Consider the following 21,152-nt stretch of genomic DNA (forward strand, 5'->3'; position numbering starts at 1 on the left):
GGCCTCGCCCCGGGGCCGCGTCGGCTCTCAGCGGGTACGGTGCGTGATCCTGCCGCCCACCGTGGTCAGCAGCACGGGCGCCTCGGCCACCTCGTCGGCCGGTGCCGTCACGGGGTCGAGGCCGAGCACGGTGAGGTCGGCGCGCAGGCCGACCGCGATCCGGCCCGTCACGTCCGCCTCCCCGGCCGCGACCGCCGCGTGCGACGTCACTCCTTCGAGCGCTTCGAGCCCGGTGAGGCCCTGCCCCGGTCCGGCGGCGCCCTCGGGGACCCGGGCCATGGCGAGGACCCGCCGTACGTCGTAGGGGGCGATCGGCCAGTCCGAGCCGAGGGCGAGGGCGGCGCCCGCGTCGCGCAGGTCGCGGGTGCGCCAGGCACGGGCCGCCCGCTCGTCGCCGAGCCGCCTGGACCACTCGTCGCTGTGGTCACCCTTCGTGTACGCGGTGTGCGGCGGCTGCATGGACGCGGTGACGCCGAGCGCGGCGAACCGCGGGAGGGTGTCGTCCGGCACGGACTCGATGTGCTCGATCCGGTGGGCGCCGCGGCCGCTCGCGCCGAGCGCCCCGATCGTGTCCAGGACGTGCCGGACGGCGGCGTCGCCGATGGCGTGGGTGGCGGTGCGCACCCCGGCGGCGTGCAGGTGCCGTACGGCGGCGCTGTACGCGGCCGGGTCCGGCCAGAACGCCTCGGTCCCCTGCCCGTGGCAGTCGGGGTGCTCCAGCCAGGCGGTACCGCCCTCGACGGTGCCGTCCATGAAGAACTTGACGCCGCCGACCCGCCAGTCCCGTCCGTGCCTGCGCTGGAGCGCGACCAGCTCATCGAGGCCGGCCGTGTCGACGCCCGGCATGCACCAGGGCGCGAGCGTCAGGCGCAGCGGGAGGTCGGTGTCCGCCTCGACCGCGGCGAGCAGGTCGAGACCCGTGCCGTCCATGACGTGGGCGCCGGTGAGGCCGGTGGCGGCCATGGCGGTGAGCAGGTCGACGAGCCCCTTGCGGCGGTCCTCGTACGACAGCGCGGGCACGACCGCGTCGACCAGGTCCATGGCGGCGTGCTCGATCAGGTGCCCGGTGGGGCGGCCGTCGGGGTCGCAGACGATCTCGGAGCGCTGGGCGAAGGAGCGCGGTCCGGTGACGCCCGCCGCGGCCAGGGCGGCGGCGCTGACGAGTGCGGAGTGGCCGTCGTACAGGCGCAGGAACGCCGGGGCGCCGTCGAGGACGTCCTCGATGAGGTCGCGGTGGAGGGGGCGGCCGCCGAACGCGTTGTGGTCGAGGCCCCAGCCGACGACCCAGCCGTCGATCCGGTCCGCGCGGCGCAGGGCGTCCCGCAGCGCGTCCAGGTCCTGTACGCCGGTGAGATCGGCGCCGCTCGCCATGCGCAGGCCCCACACCGGGTGGCTGTGGGCGTCGACGAGTCCCGGGGTGACGGTCGCTCCGGCGAGGTCGAGGCGTTCGGTGCGGGGGCCTGTGCAGTCCTGGATCAGGGTGGCGGTGTCGCCGATCGCGGTGATGCGGCCGTCGGTGACCGCGAGGGCGGTGGCCTCCGGCCCGGGGCCGGTCATCGTGCGGAGGCGGGCGTTGGTGAGGAGGAGGTCGGCGGGGGGTGTCATATGGCTCTCCGTTTCGTCGTGGCTGGTCGCGCAGTTCCCCGCGCCCCTTACGGGGCGCCCGTGGCGTCGGCTACGACTGGCCGAACCGTTCGTACACCTCGGGACGGGTGCGCTTCAGGCGGTGGGCCAGGGGGAAGCCCAGGACGAAGACCGCGGGGGCCACCGCGACCATCACCGCGTTCGCCAGCGGGGACGCGCCGGTGAAGAGGTCGATGTGTGTGATGACCAGGGCTATTGCGGCGCCGAGCAGCAGCGTCGCCGCCACGGGAGCAACGATCGTGCGCAGGACGCCCTCCTGGTGGGTGATGCGGCGGAAGAAGAACGGGACGGCGATCGCCGCGAGGAGTTGCAGGGCCATCAGGCCCAGCATGCCCGGGGTGTTCACCCACAGCAGCAGTTGCGCGTACGGGTCGAGACCGGCCGCCCAGAAGACGAGGACGACGACGGCGCCGAGGGCGCTCTGCGCGAGGCCCGCCATGTACGGGGAGCCGTGCCGGGGGTGGATCCGGCCGAAGGCGCGCGGCAGGACGCCTTCGTCGGCGAGGGCCAGGCCGTAGCGGTTGATCGCGTTGTGGAAGGCGAGGAGGGAGGCGATGACGCTGGTGACGATGAGGACGTGCATGACGTCGGCCGCCCAGCCGCCGACGAAGGTGGTGATCGCGGTGAAGAAGAGGTCGGCGGGGTTGCTGCCCGCCTCCTGCACCACCCGCGCGTCGCCGAAGGACTGGATGGCGATCCAGACCGTGAACGCGTAGAAGAGGCCGAGGAAGGCGACCGCGATGTACGTGGCGCGGGGCACGGTGCGGTCCGGGTCGCGGGCCTCGCGGCGGTAGATGACGGTCGACTCGAAGCCGGTGAACGCGGCGAACGCGAAGGCCAGGACGGCCGCGGTGCCGGGCACGAGGACGTTGCCGGGGGCGAAGGAGGCCAGGGAGAGGCCGTGGGCGCCGCCCTTGAGGAGGACTCCGGCCGCGAGGAGGACGAGGATGCCGGTCTCGGCGATGAGCAGGACGCCGAGCAGCTTGGCGCCGAAGTCGATCGAGCGGAAGCCGCCGTACCAGATGACGGCCAGGCCGATCAGGGAGACCGGGAGCCAGGGGATGTCGGCGCCGAAGAGGGCGTGGACGGTGTCCTGGGTGGCGGAGCCGAGGAGCCCGTAGACGCCGATCTCCATGCCGTTGTAGCCGATCATGGCGAGCAGCGCGGCGCCGATGCCGGCCGGGCGGCCGAGGCCCTGGGTGATGTACGCGTAGAAGGCGCCGCCGCCGGTGACGTGGCGGCTCATCGCGGTGAAGCCGATGGCGAAGACGGCGAGGGTGAGGCCGGCCAGGAGGTAGCCGGCCGGGGCGCCGATGCCGCCGAGGGCGATGGCGAGCGGGGCGACGCCCGCCATGACGGTGAGCGGGGCGGCGGCGGAGACGACGAAGAACGCGATGTCGGCGGTGCCGAGGGAACCCGTGCGCAGGCCGGCCCCGGCGGGGGCGGGCGGGGCCGGCGTGACGGTCTTCGGGGAGGTTGCGGGCATGCGGAAGGAGGCCCTTCTGGTGGCAGGCAGCAGAGGACGGGAAAGGGCGTGAGCGGGTAAACCTAAAGCCTTTTGGTTTCCGCAATGTAACCTCCCGTTGGGGATACGGGAAGACCCGTCTTCACGGGCGGGACGGGGATCTGACGGAGGAGCACATCGGATGGGGCGGCCGAGCAAGCCACTACTCGACCGGGAGCGCATCGGCGCGACGGCCCTGGCCCTCGTCGACGAGCAGGGCGACTTCAGCGTGCCGCAGATCGCGCGGCGGCTCGGGGTGCAGACCGGTTCGGTGTACCACCACGTCGACGGCCGGGACGGGATCGTGGAGCTGCTGCGGGACCGGGTGGCGGGCGGGATCGACGCGGAGGCGCTCCGCTCGGGGCTGCCGTGGGACGAGGCGCTGACCCAGTGGGCCCGCGCCTATCGCGCCGCGTTCGCCGCGCATCCGAAGGCCATTCCGCTGCTGACCACCAATCCGGTGCGGGCGCCGCGGGTGCTCGCGCAGTACGAGCTGGCGGTGGGGCTGTTGCTGGATGCCGGGTTCGCGCTGGGCGACGTCATGACGGTGATCATCGGGCTGGACAACGTCGTGCTCGGGTCCGCGCTGGACATGGCGGCGCCGGAGGCGATGTGGGAGCTGACGGACGAGGTGCCGATGCCGTTGCTGGAGCGGGCGCTCGCGGCGATGGCCGGGAGCCGGTCCGACGCCGCCTTCGAGCTGGCGCTCGGCGCGTTCGTGGGGGGCGTTCGGGGGTTGCTCGGGGCCTAGTTCGGTGGGCGGGTGCGGGTCGAGTGTGGCTGGTCGCGCAGTTCCCCGCGCCCCTGAAGGCATGCGCTGCGCGCAGCCTTCCCCTTGAGGCTGCGCTGCGCGCGCCTCTTGATGAGATGGCGCACGCAGTGCGCATCTCAGGGGCGCGGGGAACTGCGCGAGAAGCGGCCACCGGGCCGCGGACGAAGAACTACCCAGGGGCGCGGGGAACTGCGCGACCAGCCACGACGGCGGTGGCACCCCTACTGATAGAAGCGCTCCTCGGCCACGGCCCGGGCCCGCCGGGTCGTGCGGCGGTAGTCGTCCAGCATGTCGCCGACGTGCCCGGGGTCGTAGCCCAGGTAACGCCCCACGGCGCCGAGTTCCCGCCCGTCGGAGGGGAACGTGTCACCGGCCCGCCCGCGCACGAGCATCACCGCGTTGCGCACCCGGGTCGCGAGGACCCAGGCCTCGTCGAGGACGGCGGCGTCCTCGGCGGGGATCAGCTCGGCGGCGCAGGCCGCGGCCAGCGCCTCCCGGGTACGGGTCGTGCGCAGCCCGGGCTCGGCCCAGCCGTGCTGGAGCTGAAGGAGCTGCACCGTCCACTCCACGTCGGACAGACCGCCGCGGCCCAGCTTGGTGTGCAGCGTGGGATCGGCGCCGCGTGGCAGGCGCTCGGACTCCATCCGGGCCTTGAGGCGGCGGATCTCGCGCACGGCGTCGTCGCCGAGCCCCTCGGCCGGGTAGCGCAGCGGGTCGATCAGCTCGATGAAGGCGCGGCCCAGATCCTCGTCACCGGCGACGTACTGGGCGCGCAGCAGCGCCTGCGACTCCCAGACCAGTGACCAGCGGCGGTAGTACGCCTCGTAGGACTTGAGCGTGCGCACGAGCGGCCCGGACTTGCCCTCGGGGCGCAGGTCGGCGTCGATGAGCAGCGGCGGGTCGGCGCTCGGCAGGGCGAGCAGGCGGCGCATCTCGGCGACGACCTTGTTCGCGGCCTCGGCGGCCTCCTGGTCGCCGACGCCCTCGCGCGGCTCGTGCACGAACAGGACGTCGGCGTCGGAGCCGTAGCCGAGTTCGTGTCCGCCGAAGCGGCCCATGGCGATGACGGCGAACCGCGTCGGCAGGGTGTCGCCCCAGCCGTCGCGGACGACCGCCCGGAGCGTGCCGGCGAGCGTGGCCGCCGTCAGGTCCGAGACGGCACCGCCCACCTGGTCGACCAGGGCGCCCTGGTCGGCGACGGCCGGGGTGTCCTCGGTGCCGTACGAGGCGATGATGTCGGCGGCGCAGGTGCGGAACAGCTCGCGTCGCCGCACTCCGCGCGCGGCGACCACGGCCTGTTCGCCGCCCGGGGCCCGGCCCACGGCGGCCAGCACCTCCTGCTCCAACTGGGCGTGCGGGCGCGGATCGAGGCCCCGCGCGTCGCCGAGCAGCGCGACCGCCTCGGGGGCGCGCATCAGCAGATCGGGGGCGAGCCGGCCCGCCGACAGGACACGGGCCAGGTTCTCGGCGGCGGCGCCCTCGTCGCGCAGCAGCCGCAGGTACCAGGGGGTCTTGCCGAGGGCGTCCGAGACCTTGCGGAAGTTGAGCAGTCCGGCGTCCGGGTCCGCCGAGTCCGCGAACCAGCCGAGCAGCACCGGCAGCAGCGTGCGCTGGATGGCCGCCTTGCGGGAGACGCCGGAGGACAGGGCCTCCAGGTGGCGCAGGGCCGCGCCGGGGTCCGCGTACCCGAGGGCGACCAGCCGTTCGCGGGCCGCCTCCGTACTCAACCTGGTCTCGCCCGGGGCGAGTTGGGCGACCGCGTCGAGCAGCGGGCGGTAGAACAGCTTCTCGTGCAGCCGTCGGACCACCGAGGTGTGGCGCTTCCAGGCCCGGTTGAGGTCGGTGATGGGCTCGGTGCGCATGCCCATCGAGCGGCCGATGCGGCGCAGGTCGGCCTCGTCCTCCGGGACCAGGTGGGTGCGGCGCAACTTGTAGAGCTGGATGCGGTGTTCGAGCGTACGGAGGAAGCGGTAGGCGTCGTCGAGCTGGACGGCGTCGACCCGGCCCACGTAGCCGCCGTCGGCGAGTGCGGCCAGCGCGACCAGGGTCGTACCGCTGCGCAGCGAGGGGTCGGACCTGCCGTGCACCAACTGAAGGAGCTGGACGGCGAATTCGACGTCGCGCAGCCCGCCGGGGCCCAGCTTCAGCTCGCGCTCGACCTCTCCCACCGGGATGTTGGCGACGACGCGCTTGCGCATCTTCTGCACGTCGGGCACGAAGTTCTCGCGCTCGGCGACCTGCCAGACGAGCGGGGACACGGCGTCGACGTACGCCTGGCCGAGCTCGGGGTCGCCGGCGACCGGGCGGGCCTTGAGCAGCGCCTGGAACTCCCAGGTCTTGGCCCAGCGCTGGTAGTAGGCGAGGTGCGAGGAGAGGGTGCGCACCAGCGGGCCGTTGCGGCCCTCGGGGCGCAGGTTGGCGTCGACGGGCCAGATCGTGCCCTCGATGGTGGTGTCGGAGCAGATCCGCATCATGTGGGAGGCGAGGCGGGTGGCGGCCTGGACCGCCTTGCCCTCGTCGGCACCTTCCACGGCTTCACCCACGAAGATGACGTCGACGTCGGACACGTAGTTCAGCTCGTGGCCGCCGCACTTGCCCATCGCGATCACCGCGAGGCGGCACAGCGCGGCGTCGGCGGGCGCGGCGGCCCGCGCCATGGCGAGCGCGGCCCGCAGCGTCGCCGTCGCCAGGTCGGCCAGTTCGGCGGCGGTCTCCACTATGTCGGTGGTGCCGCACACGTCACGGGCGGCCAGGGACAGCAGGCACCGCCGGTAGGCGACGCGCAGCGACACCGGGTCGGTGGCGGCGGCGAGGCCCCGCTCGAACTCCTCGACGCCGGGGTGCAGGTCGCTCGGCTCGTAGGTGACCAGGGCCCGCCAGTCGCCGCTGTGCCGGGCGAGGTGGTCGGCCAGCGCCTCGGAGGCGCCGAGCACCCCGAGCAGCCGGTCGCGCAGCGGCTTCGCGGTGATCAGCGTGTCGAGGAGTTCGCGGCGGGCGGTGGCGTCGGGCTGCGCCTCGACGAGCCGGACCAGGCCCAGCAGCGCCAGATCCGGGTCGGCGGTGGCGCCGAGCGCGTCCAGAAGCAGCGGGTCGGAGCGCACCGCGGACAGGGCCTCGGCGTCCAGCAGCCGCTCGGCGCCGGACGGATCGGTGAATCCGTGCCGCAGCAGCCGCGTGAACGTGCTGCTCCTTCTCCCCTGCGGCACCGACATCGCCCGGCCTCCTGTTCGATCACTCACTGGTGCTGAGCCTACTGCTCAACGTGCTGGACCGATGAGTCGTGGAGGGGTGCGCGGTCCTACCTCCCGAGGGACGATCCCTCGTAGGCCCGTGCGTGTCTAAGGAAGGACAGGCCATGGAATGGACCCTGGAGGTCGTCGTGCTCCCCGTCTCGGACGTGGACCGCGCCAAGGAGTTCTACGCGGACAAGGTGGGGTTCAAGGTCGACCTCGACCGTGAGGTGGCGCCCGGCATCCGCATCGTGCAGCTGACCCCGCCCGGCTCGCGCTGCTCCGTCTCGCTGACCCAGGGGCTGCCCGGCGCCCCGGGGCAGCGGGGCATGGAGCCCGGGTCGCTCAGCGGGCTCCAGCTGTGCGTCACCGACATCGCGGCCGCGCACGGCGAACTGGTGGCGCGCGGTGTGGACGTGTCGCCGGTGCGGCACGCGGGGCCGGGCGGCTGGGAGGACGGGCCCGGCGAGGAGTGGAACTCGTTCCTCTTCTTCAGCGATCCGGACGGGAACGGGTGGACGGTGCAGGAGGCGCCCGCGCCACTGGCCGAACGCTGATCCGGGCGCCGAGGATTCACCGACGGTTCACCCGGCCGAACCGGAACACGTGACACCGCGGCGGCTTGGCGTGTGCATGCTCTGCTCGCACCGCCAGCATCCGCTCCCTCCCCCACATCGGAGGTCCCACGTGCCCGGCAGCAGTACCGCACGTCCCCTTCCCGTTCCGGCCCGCACCCGCGGCAAGGCGTTCCTCTCGGCCCTCGCGCTGACGGCCGCCGCCGCGGGCAGCTGGCTCGCGCTCGGCGGCGGCTCGCCCGCCCACGCCGCGGCGACCGTGCCCACCCCCGACCACACGATCGTCGTGGTCTTCGAGAACCACGCGTACAGCCAGGTCATCGGCTCCTCCAGCGCGCCGTACATCAACAGCCTGAAGTCGGGCGGCGCCAGCCTGACGGCCTCGTACGCCGAGACGCACCCCAGCCAGCCCAACTACTTCGCGATGTTCTCCGGCTCCACCCAGGGCATCACGGACGACAGCTGCTACACGCCCGGCTTCTCCTCCGCCCCGAACCTCGCCTCCGAGCTGATCGCGGCGGGCAAGACGTGGGGCAGCTACAACGAGACGCTGCCGAGCCAGGGTTCGACGACCTGTTCCTCCGGCGACTACGCCCGCAAGCACAACCCGTGGTTCGGGTTCAGCAACGTCCCCACGTCGTCGGCGAAGACCTTCGCCCAGTTCCCGACCGACTACACGACGCTGCCCCAGGTCAGCTACGTCGTGCCGAACCTGTGCAGCGACATGCACGACTGCTCGGTGTCCACCGGTGACACCTGGCTGAAGAACAAGCTGGGCGCCTACGCGACCTGGGCCAAGACCCACAACAGCCTCCTCGTCGTCACCTTCGACGAGGACAACCGGCTCAGCGGCAACAAGATCCCGACCGTCTTCTACGGGCAGAAGGTCACCCCGGGCGCCACGTCCTCGACCACGTACAACCACTACGACCTGCTGCGCACCCTGGAGGACATGCACGGCCTGACCTCGCACGCGGGCAACGCGGCGTCGGCCAAGGACATCACCGGCATCTGGACGTCCTGACATGTACGTAGCGGACTCTCGCGCGAGCGGTACGGCGCCGGTGTCCGCGGAGCCCGCCGTCCGGCCCCCGGCCGGGCGGCGGCGCGCCGTGGGTTCCACCGTGTTCGCGCTCGGCACGGTCAGTCTCATCACGGACGTGTCATCGGAGATGGTCACGGCGGTGCTGCCGCTGTACCTCGTCGCGGGGCTCGGCCTGAGCCCGCTCGGCTTCGGCCTCCTCGACGGCGTCTACAACGGCTTCTCGGCGCTGGTCCGGCTGGTCGGCGGCCGGTTCGCGGACAGCGGCGGCGGCCGGCACAAGACGGTGGCGGTCATCGGCTACGGCCTGTCCGCCCTCTGCAAGCCCCTGCTGCTGCTCGCCGGGACGCTGCCCCTGATCGGCGCCGTCCTCGCCGCCGACCGCACGGGCAAGGGGCTGCGCACCGCGCCCCGCGACGCGCTGATCTCCCTGTCGAGCACGCCGGAGACACGGGGGCGGGCGTTCGGTGTGCACCGGGCGATGGACACCGCGGGCGCGCTGCTCGGCCCTCTGGTGGCCTTCCTGATCCTGCGCCGGACGGTGGACGGCTACGACGCCGTGTTCACGGTGAGTTTCTGCGTGGCGGCGCTCGGCGTCGTGGTCCTGCTCCTCTTCGTCCCCCGAACCCGGGGCTCCGCTCCTCGATCGCCGGAGCGGCCCGATCTGCCGGCGCCCCGCCAGGAGCGCGGGGAACTGCGCGAGCAACCAGAGACAACGCGCACCCGGCAGCGAACCGGACCCTCCCGAGCTCTCCTCCGCATTACCTTGTGCGCGACCCTGCTGGGGCTCGCCACGGTCAGCGACGCCTTCGTGTACCTGATCCTCCAGCGCCAACTCGGCGTACCGGAGCGCTGGTTCGCGCTGCTCCCGCTGGGCACGGCCGCCGCATTCCTGCTGCTGGCCGCCCCGCTGGGCCGTCTCTCGGACCGCGTCGGCGCCTGGCCGGTGTTCGTCGGCGGGCACATCGCCCTGCTCGCGGTGTACGCGCTGCTGCTCACGCACGCGCACAGCCCCGCGCTGCCCTGCGCCGTGCTCCTCCTGCACGGCACCTTCTACGCGGCGACGGACGGCGTCCTGATGGCCGCGGCCTCCGCCGGCATCCCGGAGGAACGCCGCTCGTCCGGTCTCGCGGTCGTGCAGACCGGGCAGGCCGCCGCCCGTTTCGGCTGCTCCCTCGGGTTCGGCGCGGCCTGGACGGCGTGGGGCGACCGGACGGCACTGTCCGTCGCGGCGGTCCTGCTCGTCGGCTGCGTGGCGGCGGTCTGCACCCTGCGGCCGGCCGCGCGACCGGCCCCGACGAAAGCGAACGCATGACGACGACCCGCACCAAGCTCACCGTCCTGATCGCGGCGGTCCTCGCCCTGGCGGCGGTGGCCACCGCCGCCGTGCTGCACGCGTCGGCCCGCGCCGACCGCCGTGACCAGGCCCGCCCCGGTGGCCCGGCCGTGACCACGGGACAGGTCCGGCTCACGTCCGGAGGCCACCGCCTGGTGTTCCGGAACATGGCCTGGGGCCCGCACCGCGACGAACTGGCGACCACCCCGGCCGACGCGCCGTCGGGCCCGCGCCGGACGACCGCCACCGGCCTCAAGTGCCTGCGCTTCTACGCCGCTTCGGGCACCGGCATCTGCCTCCAGGCCGTCCACGGCGCCCTCTCCGACACCTACCGCGCCACGCTCCTGGACGCCCGTCTGCACGAGAAGGCCCACTACCCCGTCCCCGGCATCCCGTCCCGCGCCCGGGTCTCGCCGAGCGGACGGTACGCGGCGTGGACGGCGTTCGTCGGCGGCGACAGCTACGCGGGCACGGACTTCTCCACGCGCGCCGCGATCCTCGACACCTCCACCGGCGAGCTGACGCCGACGCTCGAGACGTACCGCATCGTCAAGGACGGGCACCCCTACCGGGCCGCGGACGTCAACTTCTGGGGCGTCACCTTCGCCGCCGACGACCGCCACTTCTACGCGACGCTCGCCACGCACGGCAAGACGTACCTGGTCCGCGGCGACCTGCGCACGCGGACGGTCACCACCCTGCACGGCAACGTCGAGTGCCCGTCCCTCTCCCCCGACGGCACCCGGATCGCGTACAAGAAGCGCGTCGACGGACTGCCCGCCGACGCGCCCTGGCACCTGTACGTCCTCGATCTGGCCACGCTGCGCGAGACCGCGCTGGCGGAGTCCCGCAGCGTCGACGACCAGGCGGTGTGGAGCGACGACCGGCACCTGACCTACGCGCTGCCCGGCGACTACGGCGCCGACCTCTACACCGTCCCGGCGGACGGTTCGGGCGCGCCGCGCAGACTGCTGACGGCGGGCGTCTCCCCCGCCTACCTTTGACCGATGGAGATGACCCTCGAAGTGATCCCGCTGCCCGTGTCGGACATCGACCGGGCGAAGTCCTTCTACGTCGACAAGGTCGGCTTCCACTGCGACGTGGACCGGGAGGTGATGCCGGGCTCCCGGATCGTGCAGCTCACCCCGCCCGGCTCGGGGTGTTCGGTGGTGCTGGCGGCGGGCATCCCGGTCCCGACCGGTACCCCCGTCCCCGGCACCTACCACGGCCTGCAACTGGTCGTGAGCGACATCAAGGCGGCGCGGGAGGAGCTGACCGGCCGGGGCGTGGAGGTGTCGGAGCCCGTGTCGTTCGGAGCGGACGACGGCGGTACGTTCATGTACTTCTCCGACCCGGACGGCAACGGCTGGTCGGTGCAGGAGTACCGCCGGCGCGCGAGCGTGCCGCTGCGGGACGCCATCACGCCCGCGCCGTGACGGTCAGCCGGCCGCCTGCTTGACGAGCGCGGCGATGCGGTCCTCGGTGTCGGGGGTCAGTTCCGTGACGGCGAAGGCGGTCGGCCACATCGTCCCGTCGTCGAGGGCCGCCGCGCCGTCGAAGCCGAGGGTCGCGTAGCGCGCCTTGAACTTCGCGGCGGGCTGGAAGAAGCAGATCAGCTTCCCGCCCTTGCCCGGCTGGGCGTAGGCGGGCATGCCGTACCAGGTCTTGGCGATCAGCTGCGGCGCGGTCGCCTTGACCAGGGCGTGGATGCCCTCGGCGAGCACGCGGTCGGTGCCCTCCATCTCGGCGATCTTCGCGAGGCAGTCGGCCTCGGTGTCGGCCTTGGCACCGCGGGGCCGGGCGGCCTTGGCCTCCTTGGCCCGCTCCTTCATCGCGGCCAGCTCCTCGGCCGAGAAGGCGCCCTGTCCGGTGGTCTTGTCCGCGCTCATGAGGTCTGCCTCTCCAGGTTCGTGTGGTGTCGCAGGACCGCGGCGCGCTGGGCGCGGCGCGCGGTGACGTAGGCGTACGGGGACCTGCCGTAGGCCGCGGTGAACTCCCGGCAGAGCTGCCGCCCGGGCAGCCCCGCGGCGCGGGCCAGCGCCTCGACGTCCAGGGGCCGGGCGCAGTCCCGGTCTATCCGGTCGCGGACCCGGCGCAGCCGTGCCAGGTCGCGCAGGTGCTGTGCGGCGATGAGGGCCTGCCGCCAGGCGGGCGGGCACACGGCGGCCTCAGCCCTTGCCGGCGGTGCCGTCGATCTCCTGGATGCGGACCATGTTCCCGGCCGGGTCCCGGAACGCGCAGTCGCGGACGCCGTAGGGCTGCCGGGTCGGCTCCTGCACCACCTCGGCGTCGGCGGCCTGCACCTTGTCGAACACACCGTCGAGATCCCGGGTGGACAGCATGATCCACCCGTACGTCCCCTTGGCCATCATCTCGGTGATCACCCGCCGCTCGTCGTCGGTGACCCCGGGATCGGCGGCGGGCGGCGCCAGCAGGATGCAGGTCTCCGGCTGATTCGGCGGCCCGACGGTGATCCACCGCATCGCCCCCTGCCCGACATCGCTCCGCACCTCGAACCCGAGCACGTCCCGGTAGAAGACGAGGGAGGCGTCGGGATCGTCGTGCGGGAGGGCGGTCGTATGAATGGTGAGGTCCATGAACCCCAAATTAGCTGCGGCGGAGGGCGGTCGCTTCTCGAATCCTGATCGGATCCGAGCCCCCACACACGGAGGCCGACGCTCCGCTCACGAGCGGAACGTCGGCCTCGGAGGAGCGCTGTCTACAGCACCGGCAGGTTCTTCCGCAGCTCGAACGCGGTGACCTCGCTGCGGTACTCCTCCCACTCCTGCTTCTTGTTGCGCAGGAAGAAGTCGTACACGTGCTCGCCCAGCGTCTCCGCCACCAGTTCCGAGCGCTCCATCAGGGCGATGGCCTCGCCGAGGTTCTGCGGGAGGGGCTCGATGCCCATCGCGCGGCGTTCGGCGTCCGAGAGGGCCCAGACGTCGTCGTCGGCGCCGGGCGGGAGCTCGTAGCCCTCCTCGATGCCCTTGAGGCCCGCGGCCAGGAGGACGGCGTAGGTGAGGTACGGGTTGGCGCCGGAGTCGATCGAGCGGACCTCGACGCGGGCCGAGCCGGTCTTGCCGGGCTTGTACATCGGGACCCGGATGAGGGCCGAGCGGTTGTTGTGGCCCCAGCAGATGTACGAGGGGGCCTCGCCGCCGGCGCCGGCCGTGCGCTCGGAGCCGCCCCAGATGCGCTTGTAGGAGTTGACCCACTGGTTCGTCACCGCGGAGATCTCGGCGGCGTGCTTCAGCAGGCCCGCGATGAAGGAGCGGCCGACCTTGGAGAGCTGGTACTCGGCACCGGACTCGTAGAACGCGTTGCGGTCGCCCTCGAAGAGGGAGAGGTGGGTGTGCATGCCCGAGCCCGGGTACTCCGAGAAGGGCTTCGGCATGAAGGTCGCGTTGACCCCCTGCTCCAGCGCCACCTGCTTCATGACCAGGCGGAACGTCATGATGTTGTCCGCCGTGGAGAGCGCGTCGGCGTAGCGCAGGTCGATCTCCTGCTGGCCGGGGGCGCCCTCGTGGTGGCTGAACTCGACCGAGATGCCCATGGATTCGAGCATGGTGATCGCCTGGCGGCGGAAGTCCATGCCGACGTTCTGCGGGGTGTGGTCGAAGTAGCCGGAGTTGTCGGCCGGGGTGGGGCGCGAGCCGTCGAGCGGCTTGTCCTTGAGCAGGAAGAACTCGATCTCGGGGTGGGTGTAGAAGGTGAAGCCGAGGTCGGAGGTCTTGGCGAGGGCGCGCTTGAGGACGTAGCGCGGGTCGGCGAAGGACGGGGAGCCGTCGGGCATCAGGATGTCGCAGAACATGCGGGCGGTGCCGGGGGCCTCCGCGCGCCACGGCAGGACCTGGAAGGTGCCCGGGTCCGGCTTGGCGATCATGTCGGACTCGTAGACACGCGCGAAGCCCTCGATCGCGGAGCCGTCGAAGCCGATGCCCTCGTCGAAGGCCTGCTCCAGCTCGGCCGGGGCCACGGCCACCGACTTCAGGAAGCCGAGAACGTCCGTGAACCACAGGCGTACGAACCGGATGTCGCGCTCCTCCAACGTACGGAGCACGAATTCCTGCTGCTTGTCCATCTTCCGCTTCCACCCATCCTTGCTGGTCAGGCCGCCTGCTCCCACGCCCGCGGGCGCCATCGGGGGGACCTCGAAAAGAAACCGTAAAAGGGCCTGGTCACATCCCACCACACGCCCGTTTCGAGCGCGTTGCCGACCATGATCGTCATTGACCGGCCGGTGTCGCACTCATAGTGCCTCCTGGACCCCCCTCGGCCATAGTGCCTGCCGTTCGCCCCGAGCTCGACAGCGGGCCCGCACCGCGTGCTCCCGCGACGACTCGTTCCCCACTACGATCAGCGGGCCAGCCCCGCCTCATCCTTTCCTCATAAGGACTTGCCATGGGTTCCGCCAAGAACACCTCGACTCCCTCCGCATCGGACCGCAGGGAGCGCATAGAGGAGATGCGCCGTGCCGAGCGCGCCCGCGCCCGGCGTGGCCGGATCGCCGTCATCTCGGTGAGCACGGTCGTCGTGGCCGCGTTGATAGGAGTGGGCGCGTGGGCGGTGACCAAGGGCGGCGACGACAAGGACACGTCCTCCGACGCCAAGCCCGCGGGGCACTTCACCTACGACAAGGACGGCGTGGGCACCTGGAGCGCCAAGCTCACCCGTAACCACGTCGGGGGCAAGCCCACCTATCCGATGAACCCGCCGGTGGGCGGGGACCACAACCAGGTGTGGATGAACTGCAACGGCGACGTATACGAAAAGCCCCTCGCGAACGAGCACGCGGTGCACTCCCTGGAGCACGGCGCCGTCTGGGTGACGTACAACGACAAGGCTGCGGATGCGGACGTCAAGGCGCTGGCCGCGAAGGTCAAGCAGACGCCGTACACGCTGATGAGCCCGATCGCCGACCAGAAGGACCCGATCATGCTGAGCGCCTGGGGCCACCAGCGCACGGTGAAGTCGGCGAGCGACCCGGCGGCCGCCAAGTTCTTCGCCGCGTTCGTGCAGGGCAAGCAGACGCCCGAGATGGGCGCGCCCTGTACCGGCGGTCTCGGACAGTGAGGCGCCGTACCGGGTGGCTGGTGTCGGCCGTGGCGGCGCTGGCCGTCACGGCGGGCGCCGTCACCTACGCGGTGGCCGACGGTGACGGCGGGCCGAAGGATCTGGTGGTGCCCGCGGCCGAGTCGGCGGACGCCGGGTTCGCCCGGGACATGTCCGTGCACCATCAGCAGGCGGTCGAGATGGCGTACATCGTGCGCGACGCGACCGACGACGAGGACGTCCGCCGGCTCGCGTACGACATCGCGCAGACGCAGGCCAATCAGCGGGGCATGATGCTCGGCTGGCTGGAGCTGTGGGAGCTGCCGAAGGTGTCGGAGAAGCCGCCGATGGCCTGGATGGGCATGGGCGACATGCCGCCCGGTGAGGACGGCGCGCTGATGCCGGGCATGGCGACCGACACCCAGCTCGGTCAACTCCGCAAGGCTCGGGGGAAGTCCGCCGAGGTGATGTTCCTGCGGCTGATGATCGCCCACCACAAGGGCGGGGTGCACATGGCCGAGGGCTGCGTCGAGCGGTGCGAGGTCGGGGCCGAACGACGCCTGGCGCGCGGGATGGTGGCCGCCCAGCAGTCCGAGATCGATCTGATGACGAAGATGCTGAAGGAGCGGGGGGCCAGGCCCTGAGTGCGCGGAGTCTCAAATCGGTTCATCTCGGCTTGAGTTGCAGCGACTTGACGGCTTCTTGATCTATCCATTCCCCCCGCGTGAATGGTTCGTGACGAGAGTGGGACCCCTCTGCGTGTGCATTACACGTGCACCTCACCCAGGGGGTTTCCACTATGAGATCCAACAGCGGCATACGTCGCAGCCGCACCGGCCTCGCCATCGCAGCGACACTGCCACTCGTCGCCGGCGCTCTGGCGATCGCCACCCCGGCCGACGCCGCGACGGCGCGCGACCACCTCACGGGCACCAGGCCCACGTGGGCCACGGGCTCCGCCGACCGGGGCGCCACCGCCAACGGCAACAAGGTCACCGCCCGCGTGTACCTGGCCGGCCGGGACGCCAAGGGACTGGCCGCGTACGCGAAGGCCGTGTCCGACCCGTCGTCGGCCTCGTACGGCAAGTACCTGACCGCCGCCCAGGCGCAGGCCCGCTTCGGCGCGACCAAGGAGCAGATCTCCGAGGTCACGCAGTGGCTGAAGGACTCCGGTCTGACGGTCACCGGCACCACCGCGCACTACGTCTCCGTCTCGGGTGACGTGGCCGCCACCGAGCGCGCCTTCGGCACCCAGCTGCACAACTACGCCAAGGGCAAGCACACCTACCGCGCCCCCTCCGGCACCGCCTCCGTGCCGGCCTCGCTGGACGGCGCCGTGCTCACCGTGACGGGCCTGGACAGCGCCCCGCACAAGGCGACCAAGAAGGACGAACTGCCGCCGCCGGACGCGGTGTTCCGCAACGCGGGCCCGTTCTCCTCGTACTACGGCTCGAAGACCGCCTCGACGCTGCCCAAGGCCTACGGCCAGAAGATCCCGTACGCCGTCAAGGGCTACACGGGCAAGCAGCTGCGGGCCGCCTACGGCGCGGGCAAGGCCACCGGCAAGGGGGTCCGGGTCGCCATCACCGACGCGTACGCCTCGCCGTACATCGAGAAGGACGCGAAGCAGTACGCGGCCAAGAACGGTGACGCGCCGTACGCGAAGGGCCAGTTGAAGCAGGTCCTGCCGAAGAACTACACCAAGACCGAGGAGTGCGGCGCCTCCGGCTGGTACGGCGAGGAGACCCTCGACGTCGAGGCCGTGCACGCCGTCGCCCCGCAGGCCGACATCACCTACGTGGGTGCCGCGTCCTGCTACGACGACGACCTGCTCGACTCGCTCCAGAAGGTCGTCGACAAGCACCTGGCCGACATCGTCTCCAACTCGTGGGGCGACATCGAGGCCAACCAGACGCCCGAACTGGCCACCGCCTACGACCAGGTGTTCCAGCTCGGCGCGATCGAGGGCATCGGCTTCTACTTCTCCTCCGGCGACAACGGCGACGAGGTCGCCAACACCGGTGTGAAGCAGGTCGACACCCCCGCCAACTCGGCGTGGGTGACCGCGGTCGGCGGTACCTCGCTGGCGGTCGGCAAGCACGAGAAGTACCAGTTCGAGACCGGCTGGGGCACCGAGAAGGCCAACCTGTCGGCCGACGGGAAGAGCTGGACCGACTTCCCGGGCGCCTACACCTCCGGCGCGGGCGGCGGCACCAGCAAGACCGTCGCGCAGCCCTTCTACCAGAAGGGTGTCGTGCCGAAGTCGCTCTCGTCGGCCAACGGCGGCAGCAACCGTGTCGTGCCGGACATCTCGGCGGTCGCGGACCCCAACACCGGTTTCCTGGTGGGCCAGACGCAGACGCTGCCCGACGGCTCGCTCGGCTACGACGAGTACCGCATCGGCGGTACGTCGCTGGCGGCTCCGGTGATCGCGGGCGTGCAGGCGCTGGCGCAGCAGACGCGGGGCGGGCGGGCCATCGGCTTCGCCAACCCGACGATCTACGACCACTACGGTTCGTCGGTCTACCACGACGTGACGGACAAGCCGACCGGCAAGGATCTCGCGGTGGCCCGCGTGGACTTCGCCAACGGTTACGACGCCGCCGACGGGCTGCTCACCTCCGTGCGCAGCCTGGGCAAGGACGCCTCGCTGAAGGCCGTTCGCGGCTACGACGACGTCACCGGGGTCGGGTCGCCGGCGCCGGGGTACGTGTCGTCTTTCCGCCGGCACTGAGGGTTCTGTAGCGGGTGAGCGTGCGGGCCGGTGGGTGGCTGGTCGCGCAGTTCCCCGCGCCCCTGGAGATGCGCACTTCGTGCGCGATCTCCATCGATGAAGGCACGCGGCGAAGCCGCGGCCTTCAGGGGCGCGGGGAACTGCGCGAGAAGCCCCACCGGCCCGCACGCGACCACCCCGCGATCAAGCCACCCGCGCCAGATCCCCCCGGTCCGTCCGCCCGGCGAACCCGCGCCCGGTGACGTACCGTTCCACCTCCTCCACGGCGTACCGCCCGAGCCGTTCCACCTCCGTGCCCTGCGCCCCGGCGATGTGCGGAGTGACCAGCACGTTCGGCAGGGCGAGCAGCGGGTGTCCGGCGGGCAGCGGTTCCGGCTCGGTGACGTCCAGGAAGGCCGACAGGCGTCCCGTCGCGCACTCGGCGGCCAGCGCGTCCGTGTCGACCAGTGCGCCGCGCGCGGTGTTGATCAGCGTGCCGCCGTCGGGGATCAGCCGGAGCATCCCGGCGCTCACCAGGCCGCGCGTCTCGGGGAGTTCGGGCGCGTGCACACTGACGACCGCGCTGCGCCGGCACAGCCCGGCGAGATCCGTCAGCTCCGCGCCCAGGCGGGCGGCCCCCGCCTCGTCGACGTACGGGTCGCACAGCAGGATCCGGTAGCCCGCCGCGTCCGCGCGCAGCGCCTCGATCACCCGGCGGCCGATCCGGGACGCCCCGATGACACCCACCGTGCGGCCGTCGGCGCCGCTGCGCTCGTCGAACCGCGGCCAGGCGTCGGCATAGCGGGCCGCCGTGGCCAGGGCGTTCTTCACCGCGAAGGTGACCGCGGCGACGGTGAAGGCGACGACCGGCCCGGCGTTGGCGTCGGCCGCCGACGAGACCAGCAGGCCGCGCTCCCACACCGCGTCCGTGACGAGCGGCCGTACCGAGCCCGCCGCGTGCACGACGGCCTTCAACCGCGGCGCACAGGACAGCACTTGGGGCGTGAGCGGCGGGCAGGACCAGCCGGTGACCAGGATCTCCGTGGCGGCGAGCACATCGGCCGCGCCCGGACTGTCGAGCGGGCCCGTCAGCGGGCGCGGGGCGAGCCGCACGCTCCGGCCGAGCCGCGCGCGCAGCGCCGGCGGGAAGACCCGCTCCACCACCTCGGCACCCATGGCCAGTGCCGCGGTCGGTCGGTATGCCGTCGTCACTCGGTCCCACCTCATCTCCTCGCCCTGCATGTAACCGGTTACTAAATCGCGTCAGGCTCCGGGGCGCCACCCCTTCACGAAGCCAATATTCAACAGGCCCAGAGGGGTTGACCGGCCTCTGTAACCGTTTTAGATTCCCGCTCACCTTGTTCCAACGACGGAGGGGTTCCCGTGCCCACGGTGGCGAAGGAAAGGCCCGAGACCGGGGTGCTGGAGCCCTCGGACAGGCCGCAAAACGGGTCAACTGACCAGATACAGCAGCGCGATTCGGCATGGAAACGGTTTCGTGGCAGCCGAACGCTGCTGCTGCTCATGGTCCCGGGCCTGGTGTACTTCCTGGTCTTCCACTACGGCGCCTTCGTCGGCAACGTCGTGGCGTTCAAGGAGTACGACCCGTTCGCCGGGCTGTGGGCCAGCCCCTGGACCGGCTTCGGCAACTTCAGCCGGATGTTCGCCGACCCGGAATTCTGGCACGCGACGTGGAACACGCTCTTCATCGCCGTGCTGCAACTGGCCTTCTACTTCCCGGTACCGCTGGCGATCGCGCTGCTGCTGCACAGCCTGACGTCGGACCTCGTACGCCGCTTCGTGCAGTCCGTCGTCTACCTGCCGCACTTCCTGTCGTGGGTGATCGTGGTCGCCCTGTTCCAGCAAGTCCTCTCCGACACCGGCCTGTTGAACAGCTTCCTGAGCGACACCGGCCTGCACACCGTCGACATCATCGGCAATCCGGACGCCTACCGGCCGCTGGTCGTCGCCGAGGTGATCTGGAAGGACGCCGGCTGGGGCACCATCATCTTCCTGGCCGCCCTGATGCAGGTCGACGAGCAGAGCTACGAGGCCGCCGCCATCGACGGGGCGGGTCCCTGGCGCCGCTTCTGGCACGTCACGCTGCCGTCGATCCGGCCGATCGTCGTCCTGCTCCTCATCATGCGGCTCGGCGACATCCTCTCCGTCGGCTTCGAACAGATGCTGCTGCAACGGCAGTCGGTCGGCCCGGAGGCCGGCGAGGTGCTCGACACCTTCGTCTACTGGCAGGGCATCGTCGGCGGCGACACCGGCTACGCCGCCGCGGCCGGACTCTTCAAGGGCCTGGTCGGCGCCCTCCTCGTCTTCGTCGCCAACCGGATCGCGCACAAGCTCGGCGAGCAGGGGGTCTACAAGTGAGCACCGCAGTCCGTCCGGCGTGGATGGAGAAGCCGAAGCCCGTCACCAAGGCCGCCAAGGGCCTCGCGGTGCTGGTGCTGCTCGCGCTCGTCCTCATACCGTTCCTGGTGATCGTCTCCACGTCGCTCGCCTCCAACGAGGAGGTCGTGGCCAACGGCGGCTGGGTGCTGTGGCCCACCGACCCGAGCCTGCGCGCGTACCGGAACATCCTCTCCGGCGGCATCGTGACGCACGCGCTGGGCGTGAGCGTCGGCATCACCGTCGTCGGCACGTTCCTGTCGCTGGCGTGCACCGCGTGCCTCGCCTACGCGCTCAGCCGTCCCGGCGTCTTCGGCGGCAAGCCGGTGCTGCTGCTCGTGCTGTTCACGTTCCTCTTCCCGCCCGGCATGATCCCGGCGTTCCTGCTGGTCAAGGGGCTCGGCCTGGAGAACATGTACGCGGCGGTGGTCGCACCCGTCCTCATCAACGTCTTCAACCTGGTCGTCCTGCGCGGCTTCTTCCAGGGCATCCCCGAGGAGCTGTACGAGGCGGCCCGGCTCGACGGGGCCGGGGACTGGGCCACGTTCCGGCGGATCGCGCTGCCCCTGTCGAAGGCCGCGCTCGCGGTCGTCGGGCTCTTCTACGCGGTCAGCTACTGGAACTCCTGGTTCAACGCCTCCATCTACCTGGAGTCCGACCACTGGCCGCTGTCGCAGGTGCTGCGCATGTACGTGATCGGGGGCGCGCAGATCGCCGACACCGGCCTGAGCGAGGCGGGCATGGTCTCGGCGCCGCAGACGACCCAGATGGCCGTCCTCGTGATCGCCACCGTGCCGATCCTGCTCGTCTACCCCTTCCTCCAGAAGTACTTCACCAAGGGCGTGCTCACCGGCGCCATCAAGAGCTGAGCCCCCACACCTCACCCC

Annotated in this window: 19 protein-coding genes; 11 read left to right on the top strand and 8 right to left on the bottom strand. The window is 71.7% G+C overall.

Features of this window, described 5'->3' with window-relative positions:
- Positions 1–27: 27 nt before the first annotated feature.
- Both ABT127_RS31955 and ABT127_RS31960 read right to left on the bottom strand, forming a co-directional pair.
- Complete coding sequence (locus tag ABT127_RS31955) at positions 28–1,605, bottom strand: amidohydrolase (protein ID WP_351457673.1); 1,578 nt, start codon at positions 1,603–1,605, stop codon at positions 28–30.
- A 70-nt stretch (positions 1,606–1,675) separates the two neighbouring features.
- Positions 1,676–3,130 carry an APC family permease gene (locus tag ABT127_RS31960; RefSeq protein ID WP_351457676.1) on the bottom strand — a complete coding sequence of 485 codons (1,455 nt, stop codon included), beginning with the start codon at positions 3,128–3,130 and terminating at the stop codon, positions 1,676–1,678.
- 160 nt (positions 3,131–3,290) lie between these two features.
- Here ABT127_RS31960 and ABT127_RS31965 point away from each other — a divergent pair, with 160 nt between their 5' ends.
- Positions 3,291–3,899 (top strand): TetR/AcrR family transcriptional regulator, encoded by a 609-nt coding sequence (locus ABT127_RS31965; RefSeq protein ID WP_351457679.1) that lies wholly within the window; start codon positions 3,291–3,293, stop codon positions 3,897–3,899.
- A gap of 242 nt (positions 3,900–4,141) precedes the next feature.
- Here the strand turns inward: ABT127_RS31965 and ABT127_RS31970 are convergent, their stop codons facing one another.
- Complete coding sequence (locus tag ABT127_RS31970) at positions 4,142–7,132, bottom strand: bifunctional [glutamine synthetase] adenylyltransferase/[glutamine synthetase]-adenylyl-L-tyrosine phosphorylase (protein ID WP_351457681.1); 2,991 nt, start codon at positions 7,130–7,132, stop codon at positions 4,142–4,144.
- Positions 7,133–7,275: 143 nt separating this feature from the next.
- On the opposite strand from ABT127_RS31970, the gene ABT127_RS31975 reads away from it, so the two are divergent.
- From ABT127_RS31975 to ABT127_RS31995, 5 genes are all read left to right on the top strand, one after another.
- The gene (locus ABT127_RS31975; protein WP_351457683.1) at positions 7,276–7,707 is read left to right on the top strand and encodes a VOC family protein; all 432 of its coding nucleotides are present in this window, start codon (positions 7,276–7,278) and stop codon (positions 7,705–7,707) included.
- A 208-nt stretch (positions 7,708–7,915) separates the two neighbouring features.
- Positions 7,916–8,749, top strand: a complete 834-nt coding sequence (locus tag ABT127_RS31980; RefSeq protein ID WP_502971816.1) for an alkaline phosphatase family protein — start codon at positions 7,916–7,918, stop codon at positions 8,747–8,749.
- Between the two features lies 1 nt (position 8,750).
- Entirely contained in the window at positions 8,751–10,082 is a 1,332-nt protein-coding gene (locus ABT127_RS31985) for an MFS transporter (RefSeq protein WP_351457688.1), read from the top strand.
- The gene (locus tag ABT127_RS31990) at positions 10,079–11,107 is read left to right on the top strand and encodes a TolB family protein (RefSeq protein ID WP_351457691.1); all 1,029 of its coding nucleotides are present in this window, start codon (positions 10,079–10,081) and stop codon (positions 11,105–11,107) included. The genes ABT127_RS31985 and ABT127_RS31990 overlap by 4 nt, the downstream gene beginning before the upstream one ends.
- Positions 11,108–11,110: 3 nt before the next feature.
- Complete coding sequence (locus tag ABT127_RS31995; protein WP_351457694.1) at positions 11,111–11,539, top strand: VOC family protein; 429 nt, start codon at positions 11,111–11,113, stop codon at positions 11,537–11,539.
- A 3-nt stretch (positions 11,540–11,542) separates the two neighbouring features.
- Here the strand turns inward: ABT127_RS31995 and ABT127_RS32000 are convergent, their stop codons facing one another.
- The 4 genes from ABT127_RS32000 to glnA2 all read right to left on the bottom strand — a co-directional run bounded on the left by ABT127_RS32000 (position 11,543) and on the right by glnA2 (position 14,184).
- A complete protein-coding gene (locus ABT127_RS32000) occupies positions 11,543–11,992 on the bottom strand; it encodes an iron chaperone (RefSeq protein ID WP_351457697.1) in 450 nt (149 codons plus the stop codon).
- Positions 11,989–12,264 (bottom strand): helix-turn-helix transcriptional regulator, encoded by a 276-nt coding sequence (locus ABT127_RS32005; RefSeq protein WP_351457699.1) that lies wholly within the window; start codon positions 12,262–12,264, stop codon positions 11,989–11,991. The genes ABT127_RS32000 and ABT127_RS32005 overlap by 4 nt, the downstream gene beginning before the upstream one ends.
- A gap of 7 nt (positions 12,265–12,271) precedes the next feature.
- Complete coding sequence (locus tag ABT127_RS32010) at positions 12,272–12,700, bottom strand: VOC family protein (RefSeq protein ID WP_351457702.1); 429 nt, start codon at positions 12,698–12,700, stop codon at positions 12,272–12,274.
- Positions 12,701–12,822: 122 nt separating this feature from the next.
- Positions 12,823–14,184: a gamma-glutamylpolyamine synthetase GlnA2 gene (gene glnA2, locus ABT127_RS32015; RefSeq protein ID WP_351457705.1), complete on the bottom strand. Its 1,362-nt coding sequence runs from the start codon at positions 14,182–14,184 to the stop codon at positions 12,823–12,825.
- A 320-nt stretch (positions 14,185–14,504) separates the two neighbouring features.
- Here glnA2 and ABT127_RS32020 point away from each other — a divergent pair, with 320 nt between their 5' ends.
- The 3 genes from ABT127_RS32020 (at position 14,505) to ABT127_RS32030 (ending at position 17,889) form a co-directional block, all read left to right on the top strand.
- Complete coding sequence (locus ABT127_RS32020) at positions 14,505–15,176, top strand: thioredoxin-like domain-containing protein (RefSeq protein ID WP_351457707.1); 672 nt, start codon at positions 14,505–14,507, stop codon at positions 15,174–15,176.
- On the top strand, positions 15,173–15,799 hold the full coding sequence (locus ABT127_RS32025) for a DUF305 domain-containing protein (protein WP_351457710.1): 627 nt from the start codon (positions 15,173–15,175) through the stop codon (positions 15,797–15,799). The genes ABT127_RS32020 and ABT127_RS32025 overlap by 4 nt, the downstream gene beginning before the upstream one ends.
- A 155-nt stretch (positions 15,800–15,954) precedes the next feature.
- Entirely contained in the window at positions 15,955–17,889 is a 1,935-nt protein-coding gene (locus tag ABT127_RS32030) for a S53 family peptidase (protein WP_351457713.1), read from the top strand.
- Positions 17,890–18,072: 183 nt separating this feature from the next.
- Here the strand turns inward: ABT127_RS32030 and ABT127_RS32035 are convergent, their stop codons facing one another.
- Positions 18,073–19,044 carry a hydroxyacid dehydrogenase gene (locus ABT127_RS32035; protein WP_351457874.1) on the bottom strand — a complete coding sequence of 324 codons (972 nt, stop codon included), beginning with the start codon at positions 19,042–19,044 and terminating at the stop codon, positions 18,073–18,075.
- Between the two features lie 348 nt (positions 19,045–19,392).
- Between ABT127_RS32035 and ABT127_RS32040 the strand changes: the two genes are divergently transcribed.
- Both ABT127_RS32040 and ABT127_RS32045 read left to right on the top strand, forming a co-directional pair.
- On the top strand, positions 19,393–20,247 hold the full coding sequence (locus ABT127_RS32040) for an ABC transporter permease (RefSeq protein WP_351457715.1): 855 nt from the start codon (positions 19,393–19,395) through the stop codon (positions 20,245–20,247).
- Positions 20,244–21,134 carry a carbohydrate ABC transporter permease gene (locus ABT127_RS32045; RefSeq protein WP_351457718.1) on the top strand — a complete coding sequence of 297 codons (891 nt, stop codon included), beginning with the start codon at positions 20,244–20,246 and terminating at the stop codon, positions 21,132–21,134. The genes ABT127_RS32040 and ABT127_RS32045 overlap by 4 nt, the downstream gene beginning before the upstream one ends.
- Positions 21,135–21,152 lie beyond the last annotated feature (18 nt).

This window comes from Streptomyces sp. NPDC001904, assembly GCF_040297005.1.
Classification (GTDB): Bacteria; Actinomycetota; Actinomycetes; order Streptomycetales; family Streptomycetaceae; genus Streptomyces.